Origin of the sequence: Hoeflea sp. AS16, assembly GCF_038900095.1 — a bacterium.
Taxonomy (GTDB): domain Bacteria; phylum Pseudomonadota; class Alphaproteobacteria; order Rhizobiales; family Rhizobiaceae; genus Hoeflea.
The window spans coordinates 129,014-145,026 of record NZ_JBBMQQ010000001.1; the positions used below are offsets into that span (position 1 = coordinate 129,014).

At 60.3% G+C, this 16,013-nt stretch carries 15 protein-coding genes; 5 read left to right on the forward strand and 10 right to left on the reverse strand.

Going from position 1 to position 16,013, the window contains the following annotated elements:
- Window positions 1-27: 27 nt before the first annotated feature.
- From WNY80_RS00580 to WNY80_RS00605, 6 genes are all read right to left on the reverse strand, one after another.
- Window positions 28-1,062, reverse strand: coding sequence for an ABC transporter substrate-binding protein (locus tag WNY80_RS00580; protein WP_342885396.1), 1,035 nt, complete (start codon window positions 1,060-1,062; stop codon window positions 28-30).
- A gap of 77 nt (window positions 1,063-1,139) precedes the next feature.
- Window positions 1,140-1,808: a GntR family transcriptional regulator gene (locus tag WNY80_RS00585; RefSeq protein ID WP_342885397.1), complete on the reverse strand. Its 669-nt coding sequence runs from the start codon at window positions 1,806-1,808 to the stop codon at window positions 1,140-1,142.
- Between the two features lie 61 nt (window positions 1,809-1,869).
- Window positions 1,870-2,100 (reverse strand): hypothetical protein, encoded by a 231-nt coding sequence (locus WNY80_RS00590; protein WP_342885398.1) that lies wholly within the window; start codon window positions 2,098-2,100, stop codon window positions 1,870-1,872.
- Window positions 2,101-2,116: 16 nt separating this feature from the next.
- A complete protein-coding gene (locus WNY80_RS00595) occupies window positions 2,117-3,322 on the reverse strand; it encodes an aminomethyltransferase family protein (protein WP_342885399.1) in 1,206 nt (401 codons plus the stop codon).
- A 1-nt stretch (window position 3,323) separates the two neighbouring features.
- Window positions 3,324-4,835, reverse strand: coding sequence for an NAD(P)/FAD-dependent oxidoreductase (locus WNY80_RS00600; protein WP_342885400.1), 1,512 nt, complete (start codon window positions 4,833-4,835; stop codon window positions 3,324-3,326).
- Window positions 4,832-6,436, reverse strand: a complete 1,605-nt coding sequence (locus WNY80_RS00605) for an NAD(P)/FAD-dependent oxidoreductase (RefSeq protein WP_342885401.1) — start codon at window positions 6,434-6,436, stop codon at window positions 4,832-4,834. Before WNY80_RS00605 ends, WNY80_RS00600 begins: the two co-directional genes overlap by 4 nt.
- A gap of 102 nt (window positions 6,437-6,538) precedes the next feature.
- On the opposite strand from WNY80_RS00605, the gene WNY80_RS00610 reads away from it, so the two are divergent.
- The 4 genes from WNY80_RS00610 (at window position 6,539) to WNY80_RS00625 (ending at window position 10,036) form a co-directional block, all read left to right on the forward strand.
- The gene (locus tag WNY80_RS00610) at window positions 6,539-7,159 is read left to right on the forward strand and encodes a TetR family transcriptional regulator C-terminal domain-containing protein (RefSeq protein WP_342885402.1); all 621 of its coding nucleotides are present in this window, start codon (window positions 6,539-6,541) and stop codon (window positions 7,157-7,159) included.
- Window positions 7,160-7,388: 229 nt separating this feature from the next.
- A complete protein-coding gene (locus WNY80_RS00615) occupies window positions 7,389-8,237 on the forward strand; it encodes a methyltransferase domain-containing protein (RefSeq protein ID WP_342885403.1) in 849 nt (282 codons plus the stop codon).
- 102 nt (window positions 8,238-8,339) lie between these two features.
- Window positions 8,340-8,942, forward strand: a complete 603-nt coding sequence (locus WNY80_RS00620) for a TetR family transcriptional regulator C-terminal domain-containing protein (RefSeq protein ID WP_342885404.1) — start codon at window positions 8,340-8,342, stop codon at window positions 8,940-8,942.
- An 11-nt stretch (window positions 8,943-8,953) separates the two neighbouring features.
- A complete protein-coding gene (locus WNY80_RS00625; RefSeq protein ID WP_342885405.1) occupies window positions 8,954-10,036 on the forward strand; it encodes an extracellular solute-binding protein in 1,083 nt (360 codons plus the stop codon).
- Window positions 10,037-10,146: 110 nt separating this feature from the next.
- Here the strand turns inward: WNY80_RS00625 and WNY80_RS00630 are convergent, their stop codons facing one another.
- The 3 genes from WNY80_RS00630 to WNY80_RS00640 all read right to left on the reverse strand — a co-directional run bounded on the left by WNY80_RS00630 (window position 10,147) and on the right by WNY80_RS00640 (window position 12,952).
- Window positions 10,147-11,220: an ABC transporter ATP-binding protein gene (locus WNY80_RS00630; RefSeq protein ID WP_342886275.1), complete on the reverse strand. Its 1,074-nt coding sequence runs from the start codon at window positions 11,218-11,220 to the stop codon at window positions 10,147-10,149.
- A 65-nt stretch (window positions 11,221-11,285) separates the two neighbouring features.
- The gene (locus tag WNY80_RS00635) at window positions 11,286-12,092 is read right to left on the reverse strand and encodes an ABC transporter permease (RefSeq protein WP_342885406.1); all 807 of its coding nucleotides are present in this window, start codon (window positions 12,090-12,092) and stop codon (window positions 11,286-11,288) included.
- Window positions 12,089-12,952 carry an ABC transporter permease gene (locus WNY80_RS00640; protein ID WP_342886276.1) on the reverse strand — a complete coding sequence of 288 codons (864 nt, stop codon included), beginning with the start codon at window positions 12,950-12,952 and terminating at the stop codon, window positions 12,089-12,091. Before WNY80_RS00640 ends, WNY80_RS00635 begins: the two co-directional genes overlap by 4 nt.
- Before the next feature lie 289 nt (window positions 12,953-13,241).
- Between WNY80_RS00640 and WNY80_RS00645 the strand changes: the two genes are divergently transcribed.
- A complete protein-coding gene (locus WNY80_RS00645; RefSeq protein WP_342885407.1) occupies window positions 13,242-14,636 on the forward strand; it encodes an aminotransferase in 1,395 nt (464 codons plus the stop codon).
- A gap of 88 nt (window positions 14,637-14,724) precedes the next feature.
- On the opposite strand, the gene WNY80_RS00650 is transcribed toward WNY80_RS00645, so the two are convergent.
- Window positions 14,725-15,927: an aromatic ring-hydroxylating dioxygenase subunit alpha gene (locus WNY80_RS00650; RefSeq protein ID WP_342885408.1), complete on the reverse strand. Its 1,203-nt coding sequence runs from the start codon at window positions 15,925-15,927 to the stop codon at window positions 14,725-14,727.
- Window positions 15,928-16,013 lie beyond the last annotated feature (86 nt).

Sequence of the window (16,013 nt, forward strand, 5' to 3'; positions counted from 1 at the left end):
CTGTCGTGGCTGGTTTTATTCAGATGTTCAATAGGTCTCGACGAAGCTGGTGTCGACGAGATCGGCCATGGTCACGCCTTCTGGCGCAAGCTTCTCCGACTGGAACCACATGAGCTGGTCTTCGACGCTGGAGATATTGAGCTTGGCGCCGGCATTGATGCGCATCGCGCCAGCGGCAATGCGCGGTCCCGCCTTTTCGATCGGCTGATCGGAATAGACATATTTGTGCACGATGTCGGTGATCTCGGCAACTTCATCGGCGCTCATGGTCTTGTCGACAAAGGCGGCGTTGTAGTCATCAATGCCTTTGGAAAGGCCAGCGAGGAAGCGTGTAACCAGCTCGCGGTTTTCCGTGACGTTCCTGGTCGAGGTGAAGACCGTGGTGACCTGGTAATTGTCGACGTAGTCGGAGACGTTGCCGATTTCGACCACTTCCGGGCCCTTTGTGAGCGCACCGGCGATGTTGGGAACGATCGACCAGGCGTCGATCTGGCCCGATTTCAGCGCGGCGATCACGGCGGGCACTTTCTGCATCGGGGTGATCTTGATTTCCGAACGGTCGAAGCCGGCCTTGTCGGCGATCTTGTGGGCCATGTAGTGGAATGACGAACCTGCGGTGGTGACGCCGAAGGTGTGACCGGCAAGCTTGTCGGGGCTGGTGACGCCTGAATCATAGGCGGCCTTGGAGGCGAGGACCTTCTGGCCGGAGATCTCGGGCGTTTCCTGAAGCGCGCCGCCGATGATGCGGACCGCACCCTTTTCGGCAAGGCTGATGAGGCCGCCGGAAATGGCGGTCATGCCGAAATCGATGTCACCGGATGCAATTGCGATGGCCATCGGCTGGGCGGCCTGAAACTTGACGAATTCGACCGTCAGGTCCTGCTCGCCGAAATAGCCCTTGGCTTCGGCAATCATGCTTGGCGAATGCGAGGTGAAGGCCAAAATGCCGATCTTGACCGCGTCGGCGGCCTGTGCGGCGGTGGACATTCCGGCTGCGCTCACCAGCCCGATTGCGGTGGCGGCAAACATTGAAAGTGCTGTTCTGCGTGTCGTCTTGATCATGTGATCCTCCCTTGGATGCTTTCGTGTCGATTGTCTTGTTTGTGCGTGCCGGTGTGACACTCCTCCCACACGCGAGACTAGATACCCAGATTGCCGAATGGCTCGAGAATGAGCCTTTCGAGTGCTTCGATCGCCCGCTGTTCGTTGCGGGCAAGGACCGCATCGACCAGCCGGTTGCGCGTCATCGTCAATTCCTCCGGGACGATGCCGCGTTCCTTGAGCACTGCAAAACGGAACCGGCGGCTTTCAAAAAACAGCCGGGACTGGAATTCGATCAACCGTGGTGAATTGCAGCGTGAAACCAGCACCGCGTGAAATTCGCGATTGGCCTCGTCCCACTCGAGCGCCAGCGCGTCGATGTCGCCCATGACCATCTGGTCGGCACGATCAACCGCGTGACGGGCGGCGATCAGTTCACCCTCCCAGCGCACGGCGCCATGTTTCATCGACCATTTGAGACCAAGGCCTTCGATCTCTGCGCGCAGCCGGGTGACATCCTCGAGATCGGCCTGCGAGGCCGAGGCGACACGAAAGCCGCGCTGGGTGTTGGCTTCGACAATGCCTTCATTGGCAAGCAGGGTCAGCGCTTCGCGGAAGGAGTGGGCGCTGCCGCCGTAGCGCTGGCGCAGGTCCTCGATCTTGAGCCGTGAATCGGGAGGCAGTACGCCGAAGGAAATATCCCGGCGCACCTGTTCGGCGATGAACTGGACGACCGTTGCCGCATCGTCGTGCTTGAAACCGAACACCGGTATCTCCAACAAACCAGAAAATATTGAAGATTTTGGTATTCGTTGAAGACAGGGGGAGTCAACCGGTTTTGTTGGCCGAGCGGGACCGGATGACCGCTTCAGGATCCTCGTCATCGAGATTGCAGCAGATGCGGTAGGCCTCGAGCCTATCGGCGTCGAGCTTTCCACGCTGGTAGAAATACATCGCCGCGCCATAGCGGCTCATGCCCGACCCGGGCTCACCGAGCGGCAGGGTCAACAGTGCGAGTTGTTGCTTGTCTTCTTCGGTTTCGGTTTCAATTGGCTGCATGGGGGATTGACCTTGCCTAGTCGTCCGCCGGCGGCGTCGCGGTTCGCCGCGGATGCACGAAAAATGGCTTCTTGACCAGATGGCATCTGGCCATCCGGCGCTGCCATCTAATTTCCTTCTGCAGATAGATTTCTACCCAGAGATCGCCCGTGACCGATTGGCCATAGGGGGCATCGAGCCATGCATAGGCAATGTTGCGCTTGCAGGTTGGTGACCACAGGGCTGAAGTGACCTGGCCCACTTCGCGGGTCTTCTTGTGATAGACCAGTGCATTGTGAGCCGGTTTGTCGCGCTCAATCTCGATTGCGATGAGTTTGCGCCGCGGCGTTTGCTTCGATAATTCCACGAGGGCACGGCGGCCGTTGAAATACGGTTTTTCGAGCGCCACCAGCCACTCAAGGCCGAGCTCGTAAGGGGTGCTGGCGCGGTCGGATCTCAGCACCGTTTGCGCCGAGAGGAAATCAACCTTCGGCAATAGGAAACCCGCTTCGATGCGGGCCATGTCCAGCGCCTCGTAGCCGATGATCCGCAGGCCGCGAAGCTTGCCCGCATCCATCAATGCGTCCCATACGGTGAGCGCATCGGCAGGCGCCATCCAGAGCTCGTAGCCGAGATCGCCGGTAAAGCCGGTGCGCGAGATGGTGACCGGCGCGCCGCCGATTGCAAACTCGGCGATGCCGAAGGGCTTGAGCGTTTCTATGCCGGCGAGGCCTAAATCCTTGAGCAGCGCGCAGCTGGTCGGGCCCTGCAAAGCCAGGCCGGCGATGTCGCGGGTGACATCGCTGATGGAAACATCGAACCCCCAGGCGATGTCTTCCAGCCACGACAGTTGCGGTTCCTGACAGCAGAGCCGGAATTCTGTTTCGGAGAACCGGAACACGGTACCGTCATCGACGACCTGGCCATCCTCATCACACCAGATGCAATAGGCGACGCGACCGGGCTTGAGCTTGCGGATGTCGCGGGTGACCAGCCGGTTGACCACAGCTTCGGCGTCCGGGCCGTTGATGGCGTATTTGCACATCGGCGAAATGTCGAACAACGTCGACTGATTGCGGATGGCGAAATACTCGAACTCGACATTGTCGAGCACCGAAGGGGAGGCGTAGCCCATCCAGTTGACCCAGGACTGCTGACGGTTGTGCGCGACCAGACGATCATGGAAGGGGCCGGGTTCAAGCCCGAGGGCCACCTGTGGAACCGGTTTTGCTTTCGCAGCCATCTCAGTTTCCCCCGTCGCGCAGCGCAGCACGGGCCGCATTGAAGCCCGGTGCCCCGGAAATGTCGCCTCCCGGGTGGGCGCCTGCGCCGCAGAGATAAAGCCCCTTCACCGGCATACGGTATTGGGCAGCGCCGTCGAAGGGCCGCAGTATCAGCAACTGATCGACGCGCAATTCGCCATGATGCCAATGCCCGCCGGAAGCACCGTAGCCGGTTTCGATGTCGACGGGCGACATCACCCGGCTGGCGGTGACCGCGGACGAGAGCCCCGGCAGTGCCTCTTCGAGGACGGCAAGAACCGAAGTCGTCAGTTTTGCCTTGGCGTCGCCGGTCCAGCCGCCATTGAGATCATAAGGTGTGAACTGGGCGCTGACGCAGAGCCGATTGGCGGCCAAGTCATAAGTAGCTTCCAGCACCGGCCGTTGCGGCAGGTCTCCATATTTGGCGGCGTTGAAGGCGGTCTCGATTGCCTGCATGGTGGGGGCGATCACCAGCCGTTGGCCATTTTTGAGAGCGGTGCCACTCCCGGGTATCGGTGCTTGTGCAATGTCGAAATCCAGACGGCTGACCATACCTTTGGATGCCATGTTGCGGCAGCGGCGGACGAATTCGCCATCAAGATGCTCGACACCGAGAAGCGTCATCAGGGTGGTTTTGGGTGAGGCATTGGACAGCGCCAGCGGGGCAGTAATTTCCTCGCCGGATTGGAGCCGTACGCCTGCTGCCTTGTCCTGATCGACCAGTATTTTTTCCACCGGTGCGCCTGTGCGGATTTCGCCGCCGGCAGCGGTGACGCAATTGCGCAAGGCCTCGACCAAAGCCTCCGGACCGCCTTCAGGCATCAGCCGCAGGCCGTGGCCGTGGGGAGACTGCGAGGCCATGCGGTAGAGCAGCGTCAGAACCGTGCCGGGCGAGCGTGGGCCCATGGCACCGCCGAGGGTGGAGTCCATTGCCAGAGCCCCGGCCAGCGGTCCGTCGCCGATCTCGTCGTTGAGCAGATCCCAGACGTTGGAGAGAATGATGCGCAACAGGTCGCGCATCTCCGTCTTGCCGAGCAGGCGCATCTTCAACGCCATGCGGGCGAGCGCGGTCATTTCACCAAAACTGGCCTTGCCCAATCCCGGCGGTGGTTGAAGCATCATCACGCCAAGCGCCTTGGCCTGGCGCCCAAGCCGAGCGTAAAGGGTGGCATAGGCTTGGGCCATGTCGGTTTCGACGCCGGTGACTTTTCCTCCAAGAAGGGTGACCGGCGAGCCATCCGGATTTAGCGATATGGTCTCGACGGGTCTTGATGTGCCCATCAGCTGTGCAGGCAGTCCCAGTGTCTTGATGATTTCCGGCCTAAGCGCGTAGGGCAGGGGGGCAACGCGAAAACCGGCATCACCGAGCATGCCGCCGAGATGATCGCGGGCTTCCAGCACCAGCACCTTGCGCCCCTTGCGGGCGAGCATGGCTGCGGCAACAAGGCCATTGTGGCCTGCACCGATGATGATCGCGTCGTAGTGCGCGGTCATGCCGACAATCCCATGTCGATCTTGTGGCCAAGGTCGCTCAGCACTTCGCGCGCGGCATTGGCGCCGGGCGCGCCCATGACGCCGCCGCCGGGATGGGTGGAGGATCCGCACATGTAGAGCCCCTTGATCGGCGAGCGGTACTGGGCGTAGCCGGGCACCGGGCGGTTGAACAGAAGCTGGTCGAAGGTGAGCTCGCCCTGGAAGATGTTGCCCTCGGTGAGACCGACCTGATCCTCGATGTCTTTCGGCGTCCGGATCTCCTTGTGCACGATCAGCTTGCGGAAATCGGGGCTGTGGCGCTCGATCTTGGAGATCACGGTTTCGGCGAAAGCCTCGCGGTTGGTGTCGTCCCATTCGCCGTTTGCCAGCTCATAGGGCGCGTATTGCACGAAGATCGTGGCGTAGTGTTTGCCGGGCGGGGCCATGGTAGGGTCGATCTGGGTCGGGATCAGGAAGTCGACATAGGGGCTGGCCGACCAGCGGCCGTCCTTCCAGTCGTCATAGGCGCGTTCGATCTCGGCCATGTCATCGAGGAAATGCAGGTCGCCCCGAAGGAACGCGGCGTCTTTCGGCGCGCCGGTGAAGGTGGGCATGCCGTCGAGCGCGACATTGAGTTTTCCCGATGAGCCACGGAAGCGGTAGCGCTTGACGCCCTTGACGAAATCCTGCGGCAGCTCTTTTTCCGCGGTGTGGTCGATGAAGGTGCGGCGCACATCCATGCCGGAGACCACTGTTTCAGCCTCAAGCTCGTCACCATTTTCGAGCACCACGCCGCGCACCTTGCCGTCGCGGACGGTGAAGTGGTCAAGTTCGGAGCCAGTGCGGATTTCGCCGCCCGAGGCTTCGAATGATCTGGCCATGGCCTGGGTGATCGAACCCATGCCGCCACGGGCAAACCCCCATGCGCCGATGGCGCCGTCGACTTCGCCCATGTAATGATGCAGCAGCACGTAAGCCGTGCCGGGAGAGTAGGGGCCGAGGCCGGTGCCAATGATGCCGGAACCGGCAATGTAAGCCTTGATCATCGGGGTTTCAAAATACTGGTCGAGATACTCGGCGATCGACATGGTCCAGAAGCGGACAGTCTCGGCCATCTCGCGGGCGCCGAGATTGTGAAAGCGCTTGAGGATGTAGAGCAGCTCCGAGATGTCGCGCGGTTTGAGCGACGCCGGGTCAGGTGCGGTGCGCAACAGCAGCGGCTTGATGAACTTGCACTGGCGCATCACCGCGCGGGAATAGCGTTCATAGCCATCGGCATCGCGCGGCGAATGGCGGATCAACTCGCGGCGCAGCGCGTCATGGTCGGACATGTAGGCAAAATATTCGCCCTTGGAGTTGAACACGCCGCCGCCCTCATAGGGGATCACTTGCAGACCGTGTTTGGGCAGTTCCAACGCGCGGATGATTTCGGGACGCAGCAGCGAGCAGACATAGGAGCAGTTGGAATAGGTCCAACCCGGCGTCAGCGACAGGCTGACAGCGGCGCCGCCGACGTGATCTTCCTTTTCGACGATCAGTGTTTTCAGTCCGGCCCGGGCCATGAAGCAGGCGGCGGTCAGGCCGTTGTGTCCGGCCCCTACGATGATCGCGTCATATTTCATCAGCCGCCCCGGGAATGAGAAAAAACAAGGCTAGAATAAACTGAGCGTTCAGTCAAAAAATTTGTTCTGTCATCTTTCTTTCCTGTGCGTTAGAGATTCGGCATGACGCAAGGGGCTGATACACAAAGGGTGTCTCCGACCAGCATTCGCACACAGGCGCGGGTGATCGAGGCTGTGGTTGAAGTGGTGGCTCGGCAGGGCATCAGCGGTACGACATTCGCCAGTGTATCCGCTGCGGCCGGTGTGTCGCAGGGTGTGCTGGTGTTTCATTTCAAGAACAAGGAACGGCTGCTGACCGAAACCCTGTCGCGGATGCTGCAGGAGTACCGGGAAGCCTGGCGTGAAGCGATTGCCACACCTGATCCGCTGGACCGGATCCTGCAACTGATCCGGGTCGATTTCAGCCCCGAGATCTGCAGCCAGACCAAGCTTGCGCTGTGGTTCTCGTTCTGGGGCGAAGCTGGAGCACAGCCGCTCTACAACAAGATTTGCGTGGAAGCAGAGATCGAGCGAAACGATGCGATGCTTTCGAGTTGCCGCGATCTGGTGGCGGTGTCGGGCGGGCCGGACCCGGAACTGCTGACCCAGTCCATCGACGCCTTTACCGACGGGTTGTGGCTGCAGATGCATATGCAGGGCCATCCGCTCACGCGCGAGGAAGCGCTCGAAGCGGCATTCGCGCATCTGCGCCTTCTTATCCCGGACCATGCGCACCGTTTCTGAACACAGCAGCGCTAGCCGGGCTTGCTGAACACTCTCTGTCCAGATTGCTGTCCGCGTTGTTCCGACTGGAGTGACGAGGGTGCGAAATTTCAACGACAGCCGGATCCGCAGAGTTGGCAGGTGTTTGGCGGAAGATCGCTATTGAATGAACGTTCAACAAATTTGTTGCATTGGTGGTGCTTTGCGCCAATAATTCGCAAAACCGTTTGAACGAGGAACACGACCCATCATGATGGATGGCTTTCCCGCTTCTGCACCAAAGCCCCTTGCCGGAAATCTCCCGGAGGGCGATGTGCCGGAATATGACGATACGGCGATCCGGTTTCTCGAGGCGTTGTGGGGCGAGGGCTTCCTGTCGCCGGGCGGTCCTGATGAAGTGCGCCGGGTCGTCGCCGATATGGATCTTGCGGGCAGGCAGGTGCTCGACATCGGTTGCGGGTCGGGTGGCATCACGCTGTTTCTGGCGCGACACTATCAGCCAGCGGGCATTGTCGGCTTTGATGTCGAGCAGCCGGTTGTCGACCTGGCGATGAAGCGGGCGGCAGAGCAGGGGCTTGCGGACCGGGCCCGGTTCGTGCGCGATGCGCCGGGGCCGCTTCCCTTCGCCGACGAGAGCTTTGACGTGGTGTTCTCCAAGGACGCGCTCATTCATGTGGCTGACAAGGAAGCGTTGTTTGAAGACATTTACCGTGTGCTCAGGCCCGGTGGCCGGTTTGCCGCCAGCGACTGGATGACATCGCATGATGGCGAACCATCCGATGCGATGCGGGCATATCTCGCTGCCGAGGGGTTGAGTTTCGGAATGGCGTCTGCCCGGCGCTATGAGGCGGCCATGGAAAAGGCCGGCTTCACCGATGTCCGGACACTCAACCGCAATGAATGGTATCGCGAGGTGGCACGGGTTGAACTCGAGCGGCTCAAGGGCCCATTGTATGGCCCGGTCGCCGAGGCAGTCGGCGCCGATTATGTCGACAAGAACATCAGGACCTGGAGCGCCATGCAGACGGTGCTCGACAGCGGCGAACACTGTCCGACCCATCTGTTCGGTACCAGGCCAGATGCACACTCAATGCCATGAAGAAGGATCGAGACCCTGAGCGAAGGACGTAAGAACGAGACCGCAGCGCCCGCAACGGAAGCGGCGCGGAGACGCGAACCCAAGGCATTGCGGCGGGAGCAGTTGATCAATGCGACGATCGATTCACTGGCCAAGCGCGGCTATGCGGCAACGACGCTTGCCGACGTGGCCGATGGCGCGGGGTTGTCGCGGGGGATCGTCAATTTCCATTTTACCAGCAAGGACAACCTGCTGAGTGAAACCATCAGGTACCTGCAGGATGAGTACACGTCCAACTGGCTGGCGATGGTGGGCAAGGCGAAGAGCGACACGGCTTCGCAATTGCTGGCGATGGTGACGGCCGATCTCGACCGCAAGATCTGCACGCACCGCAAGCTTGCTGCCTGGTTTGCGCTGATCACGGAAGCCAAGTCACGGCCGACCTATCAGAAGCTGGCATGGGAGCGGGACGACAAGTACCGCACCACACTGGCCCAGATGTGCCGGCAAGCCAAGGATGAGGGCGGCTATGCCTTCGATGCGCAAAGCACGGCCGATGCGATCTACGCGATGCAGGAAGGCCTGTGGCTGCGGATGATGTTGTTCGGCAAGGATTACAAGCGCGAGACTGCGCTCAAGGTCGCTCTCGATACACTGGGCACGATTTTTCCAAAGCACTTTTCAGGTGACGGTACGCCGTTGAGACTTCAGCCAGAAGATCAATGAAGGAGACTAAAATGCATAAGAAAACGTCCAGAGGCATGATTTCCAGTTTCTCCATTGCCTTGTCGCTCAGTGTTGCGCCGATGGCCGCAACGGCGGGTGACAGTGAGCTGACAGTGTTTGACTGGTCAGGCTATGAAGACCCGGCATTTCATCCGGCCTATGTCGAGAAGCACGGGGATTCGCCGACTTTCGCCTTCTTCGGGGATGAAGAGGAAGCGTTTCAGAAGCTGAGAACGGGATTCAAGGCAGATGTCGCGCACCCGTGCTCGCAAAGCGTGGTCAAGTGGCGTGATGCCGGCCTGCTAAAGCCGCTCGATACGTCCCGCATTTCAGAGTGGGACAATATTCTGCCCGGCTTCCATGCGATGAAGGATCTGATGACCACAGAAGACGGCAAGGCCTGGCTGGTGCCGTTTGAATGGGGCAACACCGCACTGACCTACCGCACCGACAAGGTGGACGAGGCTGATATCACATCGCTGTCGGCCTTTGCGGACCCCAAGTTCAAGGACCGCGTGTCCATCGGCGACAATGTTGACGATGCCTATGCGCTGGCCTCACTTGCCATCGGCCTGACCGATTGGGCCAGGATGACGGATGCGCAGTTCGAAGAGGCGTCAGCCTTCATTCGCGACGTGCACAAGAACGTGCGCCTGTACTGGACCGACAACACCGAACTGAGCCAGGCGATGGCCGGTGAGGAGGTTGATCTGGCATGGGCCTGGAATGAAACCGCGACCACGCTGATGGCAGACGACGTGCCTGTGGCGATCAAGAAGGACACGGATGAAGGCCTGTCCACCTGGGTGTGCGGTTATGTGTTGCTTGAGGATGGCGAAGGCAGCGAAGACAAGGCCTATGATTATATCAATGCCACGCTTGATCCGGCGGTGTCGTCCTACATTGTTTCCGAATGGGGGTATGGCCACTCAAATGCCAAGGGCATGGGCGCGATCGATGCGGAAACACTGGAAGGTGCCGGGTATGGCGACGTTGCGGCCTTTGCCGACAAGACGCTGTTCCAGTCACCGGTTCCGGTGGAGCTGAAGCAGAAAATGATCGCCGAATTCGAGAAGATCAAGGCCGGGTACTGATTGCACTTGCCAATCAGATTGAAGCCAATGAAGGCGCCGGGATGTCCGGCGCCTTTTCCACTTGAGCAGGCCCGCAGGGCGGCTGCCTGACAGGGAGATCCCCGTGTCGGTCAGCCCTGCATGATGACAAACGCGTCCGGGTCATAGGTGATGCGAATGTCCGAACCGATCGGAATGTCGTCGGCGCCGAAGTCGTTGGTTTCGACAACCGACAGGTACTGGCTCTGCCCCTCGATGGCGACTTCCAGCGAAGTGACTTCACCAAAGTAATTGCGGTCGACCACCTTGCCGCTGATCATCGGGTCTGCCGTTTCGCCCTCCCAGACGATGCGCAAACGCTCGGGCCTGATGCCGATGATTGCCTTGGCCGGATCGGAAATCGCCTTGCCGGAGAGATGGCCGGTAGTCTCGCCGATACCGGGAAGGGTTGCCTTGAAATCCTTGCCGCTGACAGACAGGTGCGAGGATGTGAGAAAATTCATGCCGCCGAGGAAATCGGCAACCTGCCGGGTGGCGGGATTCTGGTAGATTTCCTTGGGTTCGGCGATTTGGGCGATGCGGCCCTCGAACATCACGGCAATCCGGTCCGACATGCTCAGTGCTTCATACTGGTCATGCGTGACCAGGATGAAGGTGATGCCGATCTGACGCTGCAGGTGCCGGAGCTCGACCTGCATCTGCTCGCGCAACTTCTTGTCGAGTGCCGACAGCGGCTCATCGAGCAGCAGGACCTTGGGGCGCATCACCAATGCGCGGGCGAGAGCGACGCGCTGGCGCTGGCCGCCGGAGAGCTGGTTGCCCATGCGCGGACCGAGCCCGGAGAGCTCGACCTGTTCCAGTGCCTGCCTGACACGGCTTTCCTCTTCCTCGCGTCCCAGCCGCAACCGCTTGAGGCCGTAGGCCACGTTCTCAGAGACATTGAGATGGGGGAAGATGGCATAGCTTTGAAACACCATGTTCGTGGGTCTGAGATTAGGCGGGATGCCGGCCATGGACTTGCCGCCGATCAGGATCTCGCCCGAGGATGGGGTGTCGAAGCCGCCAATCATCCTGAGCAGCGTGGTCTTGCCACATCCCGAAGGCCCAAGAAGCGAGAAAAACTCGCCTTCCCTGATCGAAGCGTTGAGTGTGTCGAGGGCGCGGAACAGGCCGAAGCTCTTGTCGACATTCCTGATTTCGATCATCGGTGAGGGTGTCATGGTCAATCGGCCCATCTGGTCGGGTTGCTGTTCGGCATCGGCTGCAATGCTCATGGGCGGACCGCCATTTTCCGTTCGGCCCTGCGGCGGAACATTTCAGCTGCCGTGAGCAAAACCAGTGATGCGGCAATCAGGATGGAGCCGAGTGCGAGAACATTGGGAAGCTTGGCGGCAAAGCGCAGTTGACCCCAGATGTAGACCGGCAATGTCGGCTCGGCACCGCTGAGGAAGAAGGCGAGAATGAATTCGTCGAGCGAGATGGTGAAGGTGACCAGCAGGCTGGAGACGATGGATGGCATCAACATGGGGAGCGTGACGCGTCTGAGCGTCCCGAAGGCGGTTTCACCGAGGTCGCGCGAAGCTTCCTCCATGCTGGGATCGAATCCTTCGAAACCGGAGATCAGAACCGTCACCGAATAGGGAACGCAGATCAGCAGGTGGCCGAGGATGACGGTGATCAACGAGAGTTGCATGCCCAGACCCAGAAGGACGACGAGCAGGGAAATGGCGATGATGATCTCGGGCAGGATCAGCGGCGCCATGATCAGGCTGCCGGCGGCGGCCTTGCCGCGGAAGCGATGCCGGGTGATGGCGCGGGCGGCGCAAATGCCGAGTGCCGTGGAGAGAAAGGCCGCGCTGACGCCGACGATGAGAGAGTTCCAGGCCGCGCCATGCATGGCTGTGTTGCTGGCCAGGCTCTCATACCATTTGAAGGTGAAGCCGACCAGGGGCAGCTTCGGGGTGGCGGAATCATTGAAGGAGAAAACCGGCAGCAGCAGGACCGGAAAATACAGGATCGCCACATAGATGATCACGTAACTGGAAAGCAGCCGCCGGGACGTGGGAAGGAACCTCATTTGAGCAGCCTCTTCAGCCCGGCAAACAGCACGACAATGGCGCCCGCGACCATCGAGACGATCACCATGGTGCTGACGGCCAGTGCTGCACCCAGCGGCCAGTTCGAGGCCTTGCCGAACTGAACCTGAATGGCATTGGCGATCATCACGCCGTCCTTGCCGCCCACTAGCTTTGGGGTGACGTAATCTCCAACCGTCGGGATCATGACAATCATCAGGGCGGCTATGATGCCGGGCATGGTCAGCGGAAGTGTGATCCGGAAAAATCGGCGCACGGGGCCGTCGCCCAGGTCTGCGGCGGCTTCGAGAAGAGAGCGGTCGAGCTTTTCCAGCGAGACGAAAAGCGGCAGGATCGCGAATGCCGCCCAGCTGTGGGCAAGCGTGATGATGACGGCATTGACGTTGTAGATCAGCGAACTCAGCGGTTCCGAGATAACGCCGAGGTAGAGCAGACCGGTGTTGAGCACGCCCTTGTAGCCCAGGATCACCTTCCACGACAGAATGCGCAGAAGGTAGCCGGACCAGAACGGAACGGTGATGATGAACAGCCAAAGCCCCTTGTAGCGGCCTCCGTAAAACGAGACGAACCATGCGACCGGGTAGGCGAGGATGACAGTGACGAAGGCGACCGTGACCGAGACGAACAGCGAGCGCATCAACAGGTCGCGGTAGATCGGTTCGGTCAGTGCCGCCTTGTAATTCTCAAGCGTGAACGTGCGGTCGATGGTCAGGTAATCCTGAGACCAGAAGCTGTTGGCAACGATCACGATGACCGGTCCGATCAGCAAAAGCATGGCGTAAAGCAGCGGCGGGGAAATCGTCAGCCAGCCCTTGCCGGTCTCAGAGCGCAGGAACCGCATGACCGGCACCTCGCCGGCAGTCCGCTCAACGGGCAGTGTGGAGGCAGACGGATCCAAATGCAGTTCCTCGCCGTGACTGATTGGCCAGCAGGTTTCCTGCCGGCTTTTCGGGGGCCTGTCCTTTCGGGTGTGGCCCGGAACAAGTCACCCCGATTTGAGGCCAAAAGAAAGTTGAATGCAAGCCGTTTTTCTGTCAAATTGAATGAACAGCCATTCAATAAGCAATCCAGATGGCACAGAATCTCTGTCGCGATCCGTCGCCGCGCATACCTTCCGGGAAGTCCGCATCATGTCCGAAAAGCACCCCAATCTTTATGAAAATGCCACGCAGGATGCAGTCGATCACCTGATCCAGCCCTGGCCGTCGGCGGGGTCGATCGGGGCGGAATCGCGCGGCATGCTGGGAGTGGGCGAGGGGGTCTATGTGCACGACGAGAAGGGCCGCAAGCTGATCGACGGTCCGGCCGGAATGTGGTGCACGAATGTTGGCCACCGCAACGAGGCGCTGGCCGATGTTCTCAAGGAACAGGCGATGGAGCTGTCCTACAATTCTCCATGGTACACAACCAACGAGCCGTCGGCGGAACTGGCCCGGCGCATCGCCGGTCATGCACCGGGCGATCTCGATCATGTGTTCTTTACCACCGGGGGATCGACTGCGGTGGAAAGTGCGCTGCGTTTTGCGCAGTTCTACAACAATGTCCGCGGGCTAGAGGCAAAGAAGAAGATCATCTGCCGCGAAGGCGGATACCATGGCAGCACCTATCTCTCGGCCAGCCTGAACGGCAGCCAGCGCTCGCGGAACTGGATGGATTTCGCCGACGATATGATGATCCGGCTGTCGTGCCCCGATCCTTTCCGCCGTCCCCGGGAGATGAGCCTCGAGGAATTTGGCGATCAACTGGTGGCCGAGTTCGCAGAGGCGGTGCGCGAGCACGGGCCCGAGAATATCGCGGCGTTCATTGGCGAACCGATCATGGCGTCGGGCGGTGTGATCGTTCCGCCGGATGGCTATTTCCAGGCCATTCGCGATATCTGTACCGAAAACGATATCCTGTTCATCGTCGACGAAGTGGTGACCGGTTTTGGCCGGCTCGGGCATGTGTTTGCATCGGAAGCCTGTTTTGACGTGGTGCCGGACATCATCACCTTCGCCAAGGGAGTGACGTCGGGTTACTTCCCGCTCGGTGGCATGGTGGTGTCGGACCGGTTGCTTGCCAACCTGCGCACGTCCAATCATCCGGAAGCGATGTATGCGCACGGGCTGACCTATTCCAGCCATCCGATCGGTTGTGCCGTGGCGCTGAAAAACCTCGACATCCTCGAAGAGGACCTGCTCGAATATACGCGCGGGATCACCCCCTACTTTCATGAGAAAATGAAAGCACTGGAAAAACTCGAGCTGGTCGGTGAAGTTCGCGGCATGGGGTTGATGGCGTGCATCGAATGCGTTGCCGACCGGGAAAGCCACAACCCGATCCGGCTCGACACCGAAGTCGGCAACCGGATCGACAAGCATTGCCAGGAACTGGGATTGCTGGTCCGTCCGCTGGTGCATATGTGCGTGATGTCACCGCCGCTGGTGATTACCCGCGATCAGATCGACAGCATGGCGGGGATCCTGCACGAGGGCATATCGCGGACCATGCGCGATCTGCGTCAGGAAGGGATCTGGCAGGGCTGAGACCTGTCTTGCCACGGAGATCAATAATGCAAACACCCGCCCGGAAATCTGCCGGCGGGTGTTTTTGTTTGCGGAGAAACCGGATGGTTCAGGCCTTGGCCGTCATCTCCTGATTGAGGCGCGCGACATTGTCTTCGTGCGGGCGCGCCTCGATCGTGCTGACCGGCAGGATTGCACGGAGGTGGTCGTGATGGCTGCGTACGCCATATTCGAGGTCGGAGAGATAGAAACCCTTGAAGGCGCTTGAATTCATCGCCTCGTTTGACCACTCGGTCAGCCGGACATCCTCGCCCATGGTTTCATAATCAATCCGGATGGCCAGCTTGCGCGCCAGCCTCTGTTCCCGGGTCTCTTCGCGGTACCGGTAAATGCCGCCGCGCAGCAGCGTCTCGCCGGTGGAGAGCGGGAACTCCTGGTAGAACTGCACCAACTCCGGTGTCACGGCGATAACGGCGTTGGGGAACATGCCGTAATAGACCCAGGCGCGCTTGAGGTAATCGGGCATGCCGGGTCGCGGCTGCATGGCCTTGAGGTAGTTGCGGACACTCCAGCGACGGCCGTTCTCGTTGCATTCGGCGTAGGACCTGGAAACGCCATTGACGAAGGGCTCGTCGAAATAGGAGCGGCCATAGAGGTCCTGCAGGGCAGGATGGGCGAGGGCGACGTGGTAGCCTTCATTGTCGACGTCGCGGACGGATTTCCAGTTGACCCTGGAAACCATTGTCCAGGTTTCGCTGCAGGGCACCACGCTGTCGAGATCGAAGTGGGCGATTTCCCCGGCGAAGGGCGAGAACATGTCGGCGACAGAACCCTGCGGGCCTTTCTCGAACCGGACGAAGACAAAGCCGTTCCAGATTTCGGCTTCCAGTGATTGCAAGCCAAACTCGACCTTGTCGAGATCGGGGAAGGATTTCGGCCGTGCCGCGCCGCGCAGGGTGCCGTCGAGATTGTAGACCCAGCCGTGGAACGGGCAGACCAGCGCGCCCTTGCAGGAACCGTGTTCATCCGCGACGACGCGGGCGCCGCGGTGCCGGCACATGTTGTGGAAGGCGCGGACCTCGCCATCGGCTCCGCGCAGCACCAGCGCCCGCTCGCCGCACATGTCGAAGGCGATGTAATTGCCGGACTCGGGCAGATCCGAGACATGGCAGGCGATCTGCCAGTGCTTGCGGAAGAGTTCCTGCTTCTCGAGTTCGAGAAAGGCCTGGCTGTGGTAGGTCCAGCCCGGAAGGCCGCGCCGGTTCCAGTTCTCGGGTACCGAAATATCACGATGGGAAACGGGGCGGTTCATTGGGCACCTATTTTTTGAGCGAATACTCAAAAAATAGGCCGGTGCCGGCGCAAGGTCAAGTCAGGGCAGGATGGCTAACGTCCGGA

Bases quoted from the DNA above. Each gene is read 5' to 3' on its own strand.
- WNY80_RS00580 (WP_342885396.1), bottom strand. From the start codon at position 1,062: ATGATCAAGACGACACGCAGAACAGCACTTTCAATGTTTGCCGCCACC.
- WNY80_RS00640 (WP_342886276.1), bottom strand. From the start codon at position 12,952: ATGCGGTTCCTGCGCTCTGAGACCGGCAAGGGCTGGCTGACGATTTCC.
- WNY80_RS00610 (WP_342885402.1), top strand. From the start codon at position 6,539: ATGACGCAAGGGGCTGATACACAAAGGGTGTCTCCGACCAGCATTCGC.
- WNY80_RS00600 (WP_342885400.1), bottom strand. From the start codon at position 4,835: ATGACCGCGCACTACGACGCGATCATCATCGGTGCAGGCCACAATGGC.
- WNY80_RS00605 (WP_342885401.1), bottom strand. From the start codon at position 6,436: ATGAAATATGACGCGATCATCGTAGGGGCCGGACACAACGGCCTGACC.
- WNY80_RS00630 (WP_342886275.1), bottom strand. From the start codon at position 11,220: ATGATCGAAATCAGGAATGTCGACAAGAGCTTCGGCCTGTTCCGCGCC.
- WNY80_RS00590 (WP_342885398.1), bottom strand. From the start codon at position 2,100: ATGCAGCCAATTGAAACCGAAACCGAAGAAGACAAGCAACAACTCGCA.
- WNY80_RS00635 (WP_342885406.1), bottom strand. From the start codon at position 12,092: ATGAGGTTCCTTCCCACGTCCCGGCGGCTGCTTTCCAGTTACGTGATC.
- WNY80_RS00650 (WP_342885408.1), bottom strand. From the start codon at position 15,927: ATGAACCGCCCCGTTTCCCATCGTGATATTTCGGTACCCGAGAACTGG.
- WNY80_RS00595 (WP_342885399.1), bottom strand. From the start codon at position 3,322: ATGGCTGCGAAAGCAAAACCGGTTCCACAGGTGGCCCTCGGGCTTGAA.
- WNY80_RS00645 (WP_342885407.1), top strand. From the start codon at position 13,242: ATGTCCGAAAAGCACCCCAATCTTTATGAAAATGCCACGCAGGATGCA.
- WNY80_RS00615 (WP_342885403.1), top strand. From the start codon at position 7,389: ATGATGGATGGCTTTCCCGCTTCTGCACCAAAGCCCCTTGCCGGAAAT.
- WNY80_RS00625 (WP_342885405.1), top strand. From the start codon at position 8,954: ATGCATAAGAAAACGTCCAGAGGCATGATTTCCAGTTTCTCCATTGCC.